Origin of the sequence: Enterococcus haemoperoxidus ATCC BAA-382 (genome assembly GCF_000407165.1) — a bacterium.
In the GTDB taxonomy this organism is placed as follows: Bacteria; Bacillota; Bacilli; order Lactobacillales; family Enterococcaceae; genus Enterococcus_L; species Enterococcus_L haemoperoxidus.
Genome location: NZ_KE136480.1, coordinates 1,223,946 through 1,236,618, shown reverse-complemented (window position 1 = coordinate 1,236,618; position 12,673 = coordinate 1,223,946). Strand labels below are relative to the sequence as shown.

General features: G+C 40.8%; 9 protein-coding genes and 2 rRNA genes. All 11 read right to left on the bottom strand.

Going from position 1 to position 12,673, the window contains the following annotated elements; genetic code table 11:
• Nucleotides 1-664 (bottom strand): 23S ribosomal RNA (locus tag I583_RS16225); the annotation flags it as partial.
• A 287-nt stretch (nucleotides 665-951) separates the two neighbouring features.
• A 16S ribosomal RNA gene (locus I583_RS16220) occupies nucleotides 952-2,512 on the bottom strand.
• Between the two features lie 716 nt (nucleotides 2,513-3,228).
• A complete protein-coding gene (gene lysS, locus I583_RS16215) occupies nucleotides 3,229-4,725 on the bottom strand; it encodes a lysine--tRNA ligase (protein WP_010762502.1) in 1,497 nt (498 codons plus the stop codon).
• A gap of 94 nt (nucleotides 4,726-4,819) precedes the next feature.
• Nucleotides 4,820-5,824 carry a tRNA dihydrouridine synthase DusB gene (dusB, locus tag I583_RS16210; protein ID WP_010762501.1) on the bottom strand — a complete coding sequence of 335 codons (1,005 nt, stop codon included), beginning with the start codon at nucleotides 5,822-5,824 and terminating at the stop codon, nucleotides 4,820-4,822.
• A gap of 12 nt (nucleotides 5,825-5,836) precedes the next feature.
• On the bottom strand, nucleotides 5,837-6,733 hold the full coding sequence (gene hslO, locus I583_RS16205; RefSeq protein WP_010762500.1) for an Hsp33 family molecular chaperone HslO: 897 nt from the start codon (nucleotides 6,731-6,733) through the stop codon (nucleotides 5,837-5,839).
• Between the two features lie 134 nt (nucleotides 6,734-6,867).
• Nucleotides 6,868-9,030, bottom strand: a complete 2,163-nt coding sequence (gene ftsH, locus I583_RS16200; protein ID WP_010762499.1) for an ATP-dependent zinc metalloprotease FtsH — start codon at nucleotides 9,028-9,030, stop codon at nucleotides 6,868-6,870.
• A 100-nt stretch (nucleotides 9,031-9,130) separates the two neighbouring features.
• A complete protein-coding gene (hpt, locus tag I583_RS16195; protein WP_010762498.1) occupies nucleotides 9,131-9,676 on the bottom strand; it encodes a hypoxanthine phosphoribosyltransferase in 546 nt (181 codons plus the stop codon).
• Nucleotides 9,677-9,878: 202 nt separating this feature from the next.
• Nucleotides 9,879-11,261, bottom strand: coding sequence for a tRNA lysidine(34) synthetase TilS (gene tilS, locus I583_RS16190; protein ID WP_010762497.1), 1,383 nt, complete (start codon nucleotides 11,259-11,261; stop codon nucleotides 9,879-9,881).
• Nucleotides 11,262-11,354: 93 nt separating this feature from the next.
• Nucleotides 11,355-11,828, bottom strand: a complete 474-nt coding sequence (locus I583_RS16185; protein WP_010762496.1) for a S1 domain-containing RNA-binding protein — start codon at nucleotides 11,826-11,828, stop codon at nucleotides 11,355-11,357.
• A 43-nt stretch (nucleotides 11,829-11,871) separates the two neighbouring features.
• A complete protein-coding gene (locus I583_RS16180) occupies nucleotides 11,872-12,333 on the bottom strand; it encodes an FtsB family cell division protein (protein WP_010762495.1) in 462 nt (153 codons plus the stop codon).
• 63 nt (nucleotides 12,334-12,396) lie between these two features.
• Nucleotides 12,397-12,672, bottom strand: coding sequence for an RNA-binding S4 domain-containing protein (locus I583_RS16175; protein WP_010762494.1), 276 nt, complete (start codon nucleotides 12,670-12,672; stop codon nucleotides 12,397-12,399).
• Nucleotide 12,673: the final 1 nt, after the last annotated feature.

Here is a 12,673-nt window from a genome sequence, read left to right as displayed (position 1 = left end):
ACGGCTCCGGCTCTTCACCTTAACCTCGCATGCAATCGTAACTCGCCGGTTCATTCTACAAAAGGCACGCCATTACCCATTAACGGGCTTTGACTTGTTGTAGGCACACGGTTTCAGGATCTATTTCACTCCCCTTCCGGGGTGCTTTTCACCTTTCCCTCACGGTACTGGTTCACTATCGGTCATTAGGGAGTATTTAGCCTTGCGGGATGGTCCCCGCGGATTCCGACGGAATTTCTCGTGTTCCGCCGTACTCAGGATCCTCCTAGGTGTTGCCAACATTTCGTCTACGGGGCTATTACCCACTTTGGCGAACCTTTCCAGGTTCTTCGACTATCTTGACAGACTACCACAACGGAGTCCTACAACCCCAACAAGCAAGCTTGTTGGTTTGGGCTCTTCCCGTTTCGCTCGCCGCTACTCAGGGAATCGAATTTTCTTTCTCTTCCTGCAGGTACTTAGATGTTTCAGTTCTCTGCGTCTACCTCTAACCAGCTATGTATTCACTGGAAAGTAACATCCTATAAAAGATGCTGGGTTTCCCCATTCGGAAATCTCTGGATCATAGCTCACTTACAGCTCCCCAAAGCATATCGGTGTTAGTCCCGTCCTTCATCGGCTCCTAATGCCAAGGCATCCACCGTGCGCCCTTATTCACTTAACCTTACGATCTTACGATCGGTTTTGTTTGGTTCGTTTCTCTAGCGATAGAGGCGTGACCAATAAAATAAGCTTCGAACTATTTTAATTAAAAAACTCATTCAACGCGGTGTTCTCGGTTTGTTTTGATTACTTTTTTACTTCAATATCCAGTTTTCAATGAACAATTCGTTTGAGAGAATCATATAAATAAGAAAGAAAATCAGATGATTACCTTTCACTTATAAGAGTAAACCTCTCAAAACTGAACAAAGTGTCGACGAATGTGTAAGTTTCCGTAATATTCCTTAGAAAGGAGGTGATCCAGCCGCACCTTCCGATACGGCTACCTTGTTACGACTTCACCCCAATCATCTATCCCACCTTAGGCGGCTGGCTCCACAAGGGTTACCTCACCGACTTCGGGTGTTACAAACTTTCGTGGTGTGACGGGCGGTGTGTACAAGGCCCGGGAACGTATTCACCGCGGCGTGCTGATCCGCGATTACTAGCGATTCCGGCTTCATGTAGGCGAGTTGCAGCCTACAATCCGAACTGAGAGAAGCTTTAAGAGATTTGCATGACCTCGCGGCCTAGCGACTCGTTGTACTTCCCATTGTAGCACGTGTGTAGCCCAGGTCATAAGGGGCATGATGATTTGACGTCATCCCCACCTTCCTCCGGTTTGTCACCGGCAGTCTCGCTAGAGTGCCCAACTGAATGATGGCAACTAACAATAAGGGTTGCGCTCGTTGCGGGACTTAACCCAACATCTCACGACACGAGCTGACGACAACCATGCACCACCTGTCACTTTGTCCCCGAAGGGAAAGCTCTATCTCTAGAGTGGTCAAAGGATGTCAAGACCTGGTAAGGTTCTTCGCGTTGCTTCGAATTAAACCACATGCTCCACCGCTTGTGCGGGCCCCCGTCAATTCCTTTGAGTTTCAACCTTGCGGTCGTACTCCCCAGGCGGAGTGCTTAATGCGTTAGCTGCAGCACTGAAGGGCGGAAACCCTCCAACACTTAGCACTCATCGTTTACGGCGTGGACTACCAGGGTATCTAATCCTGTTTGCTCCCCACGCTTTCGAGCCTCAGCGTCAGTTGCAGACCAGAGAGTCGCCTTCGCCACTGGTGTTCCTCCATATATCTACGCATTTCACCGCTACACATGGAATTCCACTCTCCTCTTCTGCACTCAAGTCTCCCAGTTTCCAATGACCCTCCCCGGTTGAGCCGGGGGCTTTCACATCAGACTTAAGAAACCGCCTGCGCTCGCTTTACGCCCAATAAATCCGGACAACGCTTGCCACCTACGTATTACCGCGGCTGCTGGCACGTAGTTAGCCGTGGCTTTCTGGTTAGATACCGTCAAGGTAAGAGCAGTTACTCTCCTACTTGTTCTTCTCTAACAACAGAGTTTTACGATCCGAAAACCTTCTTCACTCACGCGGCGTTGCTCGGTCAGACTTTCGTCCATTGCCGAAGATTCCCTACTGCTGCCTCCCGTAGGAGTCTGGGCCGTGTCTCAGTCCCAGTGTGGCCGATCACCCTCTCAGGTCGGCTATGCATCATGGCCTTGGTGAGCCGTTACCTCACCAACTAGCTAATGCACCGCGGGTCCATCCATCAGTGACACCCGAAAGCGTCTTTCAAATCAACACCATGCGGTGTCGACTATTATGCGGTATTAGCACCTGTTTCCAAGTGTTATCCCCCTCTGATGGGTAGGTTACCCACGTGTTACTCACCCGTCCGCCACTCCTCTTTTCAATTGAGTGCAAGCGCTCGGTAGAAAAGAAGCGTTCGACTTGCATGTATTAGGCACGCCGCCAGCGTTCGTCCTGAGCCAGGATCAAACTCTCATAATAAAAGTTGAACACAATCCGAAGATTGTTAAGCTCATTTGTTTGCTAGCATATTGCTTCGCTTTGTTAAAAATTGTTGTTTGTTTTTACCGTTGTAAAAACAACCTACACATTTGGTTCGTCTTACTTTGTTCAGTTTTCAAAGGTCTACCGTGTTACCTCGCAGCAACTTTTATATCATATCAAATCTTCGATTCGATGTCAACACTTTTTTAAAAAAAGTTTCAAAGTTTTTTTCTGCTTGATGTTATCGAATATTTCGTGACAACTTCATTAGTTTATCAGGTTACTCGTTGTTTGTCAATAACTTTCTCGCTGATTTTTCAAGTTTTTTCAAACTTGAATTGTTATTCTATTTTAGTTGGTTGCCACTCGTTTCTGCGACAACTTCACTAGTTTATCAGGTCATTCGTCGTTTGTCAACAACTTTCTCGCTGATTCCCAAAGTTTTTTTCAAACTTGGTTTGTTATGTTATGTGATCGTTTGGCGTGTTACATCAGTGCCTTGCGACAAGATATAATATACCAAGTTTACGGGCTCAGGTCAACTAAAATTTGCACTTTTTTGAAACTTTTTTTCGTTACCGATTGTTTTATTACTTTTGTTCTTTATTGTTCGTTTTTTCCTCTTTAATCAGTATATTCCCATGAGTTTTTATGTCATTTTTCAAAAAAATAAAAAGAGTAGATTATCAACAAATAATCTACTCTTTCACTTTTTATCTCATTGTTGGGAATAATAGGACATCGCGAATTGATTGAGCATCTGTTAAAAGCATAACTAAGCGATCGATTCCGATTCCTAAACCACCAGTTGGCGGCAATCCATATTCTAAAGCTTCAATAAAATCTTCATCTACACCATGAGCTTCATCATTTCCTTGTTCACGCTCTTTTTCTTGATCTTCAAATCGTTCACGTTGATCAATTGGGTCATTTAACTCAGTAAATGCGTTAGCAAATTCTTTTCCTACTATAAATAGTTCAAAACGATCTGTAAAGCGATCATCTTCTGGATTTTTCTTCGCTAAAGGAGATACTTCTACTGGATGTCCATAGACAAATGTTGGTTGTTGCAGTGTTTCTTCGACAAACGTTTCAAAGAACTCATTTAAAATATGCCCAACTGCCATATTATTATTGATTTCCACATTATGTTCTTTCGCTAAAGCCCGTGCCTCTTCGACAGTCATTTCTTGCCAGAAGTCCACACCAGTCTGTTCTTTAATTGCATCAACCATATGCACACGTTTAAATTCAGATCCTAGGTCAACTTCGTTACCATCATATGTGATAGTCGTTGTTCCCAAGACTTTTTCAGCGGCGTTACGGATAATTCCTTCAGTCAAGTCCATTACATCTTTATAATCTGTATATGCGGTATACGCTTCTAACATAGTAAATTCAGGGTTATGCGTTGTATCGATTCCTTCATTACGGAATACTCGACCGATTTCATAGACTTTCTCCATGCCGCCGACGATCAATCGTTTCAAATGTAGCTCTAAAGCGATTCGTAAATATAAATCCATATCCAATGCATTATGATGCGTGATAAATGGACGTGCTGCAGCACCACCAGCGTCATTGTGCAAGACAGGGGTTTCTACTTCTACATAACCATTACTATCAAGATAACGACGAATTTCACTAATGATTTGACTGCGTTTCATAAAACGATCAAAACTATCTTTGTTACTAATCAAGTCTAAATAGCGTTGACGGTAACGTTGTTCAATATTTGTTAAGCCATGGTATTTATCTGGTAATGGGCGCAATGCTTTAGTTAATAGTACGATTGTTTTCGCTTTAACAGTCACTTCACCTGTATCTGTTTTCATGATTTGTCCAGTTACGCCAAAAAAATCGCCTAGATCAGCATGTTTAAATAGTTCGTATGCTTCATCACCGACTTGATCTTTTCGCACATAAATTTGAAGTTGTCCTTCACGGTCTTGTAAATGGGCAAATCCAGCTTTACCTTTGCCGCGTTTTGTCATCATACGACCAGCAACGCTTGCAGATAAATCCATTTCATTTAACTCTTCTTTTGAGTGTTGGTCAAATTGTTCATGTAATTCTTTAGAATTATGTGTTCGGTCAAAACGCTTCCCGAAAGGATCGATCCCTTCTTCACGTAAGTTTTCCATTTTTTCACGACGCACAAGCATTTGATCGTTTAGATCTTCTGGGTGCGCTTGTTGTTCATCTGCCACTGTATTTCCTCCATTCTGAAATCACATACCCCTATAATGCCACATTGAAACAAAAAAAAGCAAGCCGAATTTCTGTTTCAGCCTGCTTTTTTTATTAGATTGTTTCGATTTTTTCTTTTTCTGCGTGTTTTTCTGCCTTTTCTTCAAATGCATTCATCAAATCCACCATGGCTTGTTGGGTCTCTGCTTGATTGATTGCCACTTTTACCTTAGCAGCACGTGGAATTCCTTTTAGGTAGTATGAAGCATGTTGACGAAATTCTCTAGTCGCGATTTTTTCGCCTTTTAAATCGACTAAACGTTGTAGATGGATTTTAGCTGTTTCGATTTTTTCGTGCGGGGTTGGTTCAGGTATCAGTTCCCCTGTTTCCAGATACTGTTTGGTACGTTGAATCATCCAAGGATTTCCCAAAGCAGCTCTGCCAATCATGACACCATCTGCCCCTACATAGTCCAACATACGTTTGGCATCTTCTGGTGTACGAACATCGCCATTTCCCATGAAAGGAATCGTTAGATGTTGTTTCACTTCTTTTAAAACATCCCAATTCGCTTGACCCTCATACATTTGAACTCTCGTACGACCATGCATTGCGATAGCAGATGCCCCTGCTTTTTCAGCTGCCAATGCATTTTCAACTGCGAATAAGTGGTCTTCATCCCAGCCAGTTCTCATTTTAACAGTGACTGGCAAATCTATGGCAGAAGAAACGGCATCTACCATTTCATATACTTTATTCGGATCTAACAGCCATTTCGCTCCTGCTTCGGCTTTGATCACTTTGTTTACAGGACACCCCATATTGATATCGATAATTGCAGCTTCGGTGTTTTCTTCTACAAATTTTGCAGCTTCAACTAAATTTTCTTTATCTCCACCGAAAATCTGCACGCTCAGCGGATATTCTCGCTCATCTATATAAAGCATGTCCAACGTTTTTTTATTTCTTTGCTGGATTCCTTTATCACTGATCATTTCACAGACAACAAGACCTGCACCAAACTCTTTCACTGTCACACGAAAAGCAGCGTTACTAATACCAGCCATTGGTGCCACTACAACGCGATTCGGAATTTCAATATTTCCTATTTTCCACATAGCGCTTCTCTCCTACTTTTCACGAGTATTTTGGATTGCTTCATCGCGTAGTCCAATTAAATCTTCTTCACTATAATGATATTTGTTGCCACAGAATTGACAAACAGCTTCTGCCCCATGATCTTCTTCAATCATTGCATTGATTTCATCTAAACCAACGGCAATGATTGCTGTGCCAAATTTTTCTTTTGAGCAGTTACATTCGAATTGAACCGGCATTTTTTCTAAGATATCGATTTGATCTTTCCCAAGTAGGCGTTCTAATATTCCTTCAGGTGATTCGCCTTCATCGATCAAACGGGAAATCATTGGTACTTCTTGCAAACGTTGTTCAATAAAATCAATCGTTTTTTCATCTGCTCCTGGCATCACTTGAATCATAAACCCACCAGCTGCCTTGACACTTTCGTCTGTATCAACTAAAACACTTAAGCCGATTGCTGATGGTATTTGCTCGGAAACAGCCATGAAATAAGTGAAATCTTCACCGATTTCACCAGAAACGATTGGCGTTTGCCCTGAAAATGTTTCTTTCAAGCCTAAATCTTTGATAACAGTGAAAATACCTTCTGTTCCAACAGCTCCACGGACATCGATTTTACCACTTTCATTTAGCGTTAAACTTACGTGAGGATTTTTTATGTAGCCTTTCGTGTTTCCACTACCATCACTATCAACAATAATGCTACCGGCTGGTCCGTTCCCTTGAACCTTAACTGTTAATTTATCTTCACCTTTTAAAGTTGCACCGAGCAATAATGCCCCCACCATCGTTCTCCCTAGCGCTGCGGTTGACGAGCTCCATGTATCATGACGTTTTTGTGCTTCTGAGATTGTATTAGTTGCGCAGACAGCGTATGCGCGAATTGATCCTTCATAACATAGTGCTTTTACTAAGTAATCTTCCATTTTCATTTCCCTCTTCTCACTTGGTACTAATTCTGACTCATTATCAGATAATACTAGGATTTACCTATTTTTTCAACTAAATAATTTCAACTTCAAGAAAAGAGCACCCCCAAAGGAGGGATGCTCTTTTCGTTCTATTTGTAACGATCATCAAAATTATTACGGTCATATTCAGAATCATTTTTATGCTCATCATCAGATTTAACTTCTGATTGAACTTTTTCTTCTGTTTTTTCACTGTCCGCTTTTACTTCTTCAGCTTCGTCATGTAATTCTTGTTTTGCTTCTTCAAAATCTTGTTTTTCTTCGGCTTGTCTTTGCGCATCTTTTTCTTCTAATGCACGTTTTGCTTCTTCAAACGTTTGTGCTTTTTCACTAGGGAATTGGCTATCGATAACGTCTTGAGGCATAACACCTTCTTCAAACAATGATTTGATACTGCGAGCATCTAATGTTTCATACTCTAATAGTTTTTCAGCAATCAGTTTGTGTTGTGCACGATGTGACTCAATGATTTCACGCGCTTTATCGTGTGCTTCCATCAAGATACGACGAACTTCTTGGTCGATCTCAAAAGCAACTTGTTCTGAATAAGCTTTTGTTTGACCATAGTCACGACCAACAAAGACTTGGTGGTTTCCTTCATATTGAACTGGACCTAATTTGTCGCTCATTCCATATTCCGTTACCATACTACGGGCAATGCCTGTTGCTTGTTCAAAGTCATTAGACGCGCCTGTTGATTGTACATTGAAAATAATTTCTTCTGCTGTACGTCCACCAAGTAATCCAACGATTTGTTCAAACATATCTTCTTTAGTCATCAAGAATTGATCCTCTTTTGGTAAAGCGATCATGTAACCGCCAGCACGTCCACGAGGAATGATCGTTACTTTATGAACGATACGAGCACGGCTTAATACTAAACCAACAATTGTATGTCCAGCTTCGTGGTAAGCAACCATTTCGCGTTCTTTTTTATTGATAACACGATCTTTTTTCGCAGGTCCTGCAATAACGCGATCTTCTGCTTCATCCACATCGGATGCATCGATTTTCTTCTTGTTGCGACGAGCAGCAACTAATGCAGCTTCATTCAATACGTTTTCTAAATCAGCACCAGCAAAACCTGGTGTTTGTTGTGCCACGACTTTCAAATCAACGTCGTCTGCTAATGGTTTGTTACGGGCATGAACTTTAAGGATTGCTTCACGGCCTTTCACATCCGGACGGCCAACTAAAATTTGGCGGTCAAAACGACCTGGGCGCAATAACGCTGGGTCTAACACGTCTGAACGGTTTGTTGCAGCTACGACGATTACGCCCTCGTTGCCATCAAATCCATCCATTTCAACAAGTAATTGGTTTAGGGTCTGTTCACGTTCATCGTGTCCGCCGCCCATACCAGCACCACGTTGACGACCAACTGCATCGATTTCATCGATGAAGATAATTGCGGGTGCATTTTTCTTCGCTGTTTCAAATAGATCACGAACACGGCTTGCACCGACACCGACAAACATTTCAACGAAGTCTGAACCTGAGATAGAATAGAACGGCACGCCTGCTTCACCGGCAACGGCTTTAGCAAGTAAAGTTTTACCAGTCCCTGGAGGTCCTTCTAATAGAACACCTGCTGGAATGCGGGCACCTAATTCAACGAAACGGCGAGGATCTTTTAAGAATTCGACCACTTCGACTAATTCTTGTTTTTCTTCTTCCGCTCCTGCTACATCAGAGAAGCGTACACGGTTCGCTTTTTTGTCTGCTTCTTTGGCTTTTGATTTACCAAAGTTCATGACACGGCCGCCACCACCGCCACCGCCGCCTTGTTGTCCCATCATCATATAGAATAAGAAGATGAACAATACGATCGGTAAGAAACTAAATAAGATAGAAAGCCAAGCACCGCTTGATGATTGTTCTTTCACTGTAAGTTTCACATTGTTGTCCTTAGCCATATCTTGGATACCAGATAATGTGATATCACTTGGTAAGACAATCGTCGTAAATGCTTTTGTAGAAACTTCTGTTGATCCCCATAAAGAAAGACCGCCAGTGTTTTTGATTTCTTGTTTTGCTTTGTACTGACCTGTGATCTTGTATACACCATTAGTTGGTTGGATCGTCAGTTCTTTCACTTTACCTTCTTCTAACTGAGTGCTGAAGGTTGAGTATTCGATATCTGGTGACTGAGGATTGTTATTTCCAAAAATGAAATAAACAACCATGACCATCGCCAAAATCAGCAATACATAATAAAGGCCATTTTTCATGCCACTATTCTTTTTATTCATGCCTGTCCTCCTTTGACTACTGCGCGTAATTCAATTTTACGTTTTATTTTTTATCAATTCTGACCTTTACATTGTAACATAACTAAATCTAAGAGAGATATTAATTTGATTCGTATATTTCAGGTTTCAATACGCCTACATAAGGAAGATTACGGTACGCTTCTGCATAATCCAAACCATAACCTACAACAAATTCATTTGGTACATCAAACCCAACATAATCTGCAATGATATCAACGACACGTCCTTCTGGTTTATCTAACAGCGTGACGATCTTCACAGATGCTGCTTTTCTGTATTTAAAAAGATCCACTAGATAAGCCAATGTACGCCCACTATCGATTATATCTTCTACAATCAAGATGTCACGACCTTCAACATTTGTATCCAAATCCTTGATGATTTTTACTTCACCTGAAGACACTGTGGCATTTCCGTAACTTGATACGGCCATAAAATCCATTTCCAAATGAGTATCAATACAGCGTGTGATATCAGCCATAAACGGTATGGCACCTTTCAAAATACCGATTACTAAAGGATTTTTGTCCTTGTAATCTTCTGTTAGTTGTTTACCAAGTTCAGTTGATTTTTCAAGAATTTGTTCTTTCGTGATCAAGACTTGTTTAATATCGTTCTCTAACATATTGCTCTCCCTTTCCTTTTAGGTCCGACCTTTAACTCTTTATGATTGAACATTTAGAATTAGATGTGATCGAAACGCTAGTTTAGTACCTCTTACTTCTAAATGAATAAATTCGTAAAAGTAACGGTACTCTTTTTCCTTTGAGATCTTTAGTTATTATTTTATGCTATTTGCTTCTTTGAATAAAAGTAATTTTTAGACTTTACTCTTTTATTTTATAAAGGAGCCTGTAGAGTATTTTATCAGTTTCTTTAGGAATACTCAAATATGAATTTGCAAATTTTGGAACCCAAATAATCTTATCCTCAGCTGAAAGAATGACCCAAGCCTGATCTCTGATTAAATTAGGGATTTTTTGGTCAATGAAAAGACGGTTTAATCGTTTGGTTAAACTTGGCGTTAGCGAAATCCTGTCTCCGTCTTGCCGATGACGAACCGTTATTGGCAAAGGCGTCTGCTCAGTTATAAGCAAAGAAATCTCTGTCCAGTCTTTTACTGATTCAGGTGGTTCAATCTTTTTTCCTGCCGTTTCCATCCCCAGCCATTCCTTTTCAGAAAGAAAGACGTGATCGTTTCCATTCAACTGAAAGAGATTTTCTCTCTGAGTTAATTCATTTTTTTTCAGATAGAAGGTGTTATACTCTTTCATAACTTGCCATCCTTGCTCAAAATCCATGGATAACTGAGGGGCTGGTTGGTTGAGCAATAACAAAAGTTGTTCAATCTGCATCCGACTAACCGCCACGCCTTCTGGTACTATTGTACGTTGAAACAGGCTCATCAAGAAAAAAGTCTGTACACTTCTTTTTTCTTGTTTTAGCTCCGATAGCTGAACTAACCAGCCTTTTGTTGTTTTTTTCACCCATTTGTCATACTTTGGTTCTATAACCAACTGAATAATTTCATCAGCTAACGTGATTTGTTCACTAAAATCAGCTACATGCTGCAAAAACTTTGCGTTTTCTTTTTTTAAAACTGGCACAACTTGATGCCTTAAACGATTGCGCATATATGTATCGCTCTGATTTGAGCTATCTTCAAAATACACGATTTCCGATTCTTTAGCGAACTGCTCTAATCGTTCTTTGGGAAAAATTAAGAAAGGACGAATCAGCTTCCCATTTCCAAATGATTGTCTTTCTCTAATTCCTACTAGGTTCGCTAGAGCACTTCCTCTTGTCAGCTTCATTAAAATCGTTTCAGCTTGATCATCACTGTGGTGTGCCGTCAAAAGTGTAGGGATTTCTTCTTGCGCCATGAGTTCAGAAAAAAAATCATAGCGAAACTTACGAGCACGAGCTTCTGTATTTTTTGTCTTGTCTAATTGTTCCCATACTTTACTATAGTAAGAAATTTCTTTTTTTTGGCAATAGCTTTTTAAATAGGCAGCTTCCGTTTTTGACTCTACCCGCAACTGGTGATCAATATGGGCTACTGCCAATTCTAAGTGGTCTTTTTGAGCAACAGTTTGCATCAGCTCCAATAAAACCATTGAATCGACGCCACCTGAAACTGCTAATAAGATTTTTTGGTTTGGTAGCCAGTATTCATTTCTTTTACAATGGTCGTAAAATTCTTGAAACATCTACTCACCTCTTTGTTTCATAGTTTATAGACTCCTCAAAAAATGCCCAAAACATAAAAGCCGAGCTTTCGCTCAGCTTCAATTATTTATTCGTTAGTTACGACGTCCGCCGCGTCCACCACGTTTACCTTCTGTGTTGCGTTTCAATGAAGTTAAACGATCATCGCTATCTTTCAAAAATGAGCTCATTAATGAATCAAAGTCTTGTTTTGAATTCATTGGTTGCGCTCTTGTAAATTGTTTTTTAGGTGCTGGACGTGCTCCGCGATCACGATTACCTTGATGCTCATTGTTATCACGACGTTGATATTCACGTTTTGGTTCTGCTGCTTGTTCTTGTGCTTTACGAATAGACAAGCCTACTTTACCGTCATCACCGACTGAGGTAACTTTTACCGTTACTTCATCCCCTACGGTCAATACGTCATGGATATCTTTTACAAACCCATTTGATACTTCACTAATGTGAACCAACCCTGTTTTTCCTTCACCTAGATCGATGAAGGCACCAAAATTAGTGATACCAGACACTTTTCCTGGCAACTTCGCTCCTACTTCAATTGACATAAAAAAAATGTTCCTCCTATTATTTACCCTATTATATCTGCAGTTATTCGCCTGATTGTTTTTCAGATGAATGAGACTGTGATTGACTGTCTGATGATTTTTGTTCATTACTGGAGCTAGTCGTTCCGCCTAACTCAGGAATGTTGTAGATTTGTTCGCCTTCTTTAGAGACATAATAACGGCTGCGGGCCAACTTCGCCACATAATCGTCATCCCTTAAAAGAGCAACATCTTGTTCTAAACGATTTAACTTCTTATCTGCTTCTGCCGACTCAGCCACTGCTTCAGCTTGCTGAGTTTTGAAGGCGCTCAGTTGCTGATAATCTTTCATCAGCTGGATACCTGAAACGATAAAAATCACAAACGCCACGAGAAAAACAACAGCCAGACGTCGGCGCCTGAAAATCAACTGCTTTTGCTGTTTTTGAAATTCAGCATACTGTTCTTTTGTATACTCATTATCTAATGCAGCAACTTTATCCATGTCTTTTTTCTTTTTGCCCATGTTTTCCGCTCCACTCGTTTTTTGGTTTGTCTGTCTTATTATACCAACATCTAAGAAGCTTGTCTAATCTAAATTATCACTATTTTCGACTCTTTTCTCTGAAACAACCTGATACATCTTTTCTGCATCTTCTTTTTTCGTCGAATCACGAAGTTCAAGTACTTCGATTTCTAAGATTTTATTGCCGAATTGGATCTTAACTTGGTCACCAATTTTTACGTTACTTGAAGATTTTGCCAAGATTCCATTGATTTGGATCCGGCCTTTATCCGCCACTTCTTTGGCTACAGGTCTTCTTTTAATAATACGCGAAACTTTCAAAAATTTATCTAAACGCATG

Coding starts and splice junctions, on each gene's coding strand:
- I583_RS16175 (WP_010762494.1), bottom strand. CDS start 12,672: ATGCGTTTAGATAAATTTTTGAAAGTTTCGCGTATTATTAAAAGAAGA.
- tilS (WP_010762497.1), bottom strand. CDS start 11,261: ATGTTTCAAGAATTTTACGACCATTGTAAAAGAAATGAATACTGGCTA.
- hpt (WP_010762498.1), bottom strand. CDS start 9,676: ATGTTAGAGAACGATATTAAACAAGTCTTGATCACGAAAGAACAAATT.
- hslO (WP_010762500.1), bottom strand. CDS start 6,733: ATGGAAGATTACTTAGTAAAAGCACTATGTTATGAAGGATCAATTCGC.
- I583_RS16180 (WP_010762495.1), bottom strand. CDS start 12,333: ATGGGCAAAAAGAAAAAAGACATGGATAAAGTTGCTGCATTAGATAAT.
- dusB (WP_010762501.1), bottom strand. CDS start 5,824: ATGTGGAAAATAGGAAATATTGAAATTCCGAATCGCGTTGTAGTGGCA.
- I583_RS16185 (WP_010762496.1), bottom strand. CDS start 11,828: ATGTCAATTGAAGTAGGAGCGAAGTTGCCAGGAAAAGTGTCTGGTATC.
- ftsH (WP_010762499.1), bottom strand. CDS start 9,030: ATGAATAAAAAGAATAGTGGCATGAAAAATGGCCTTTATTATGTATTG.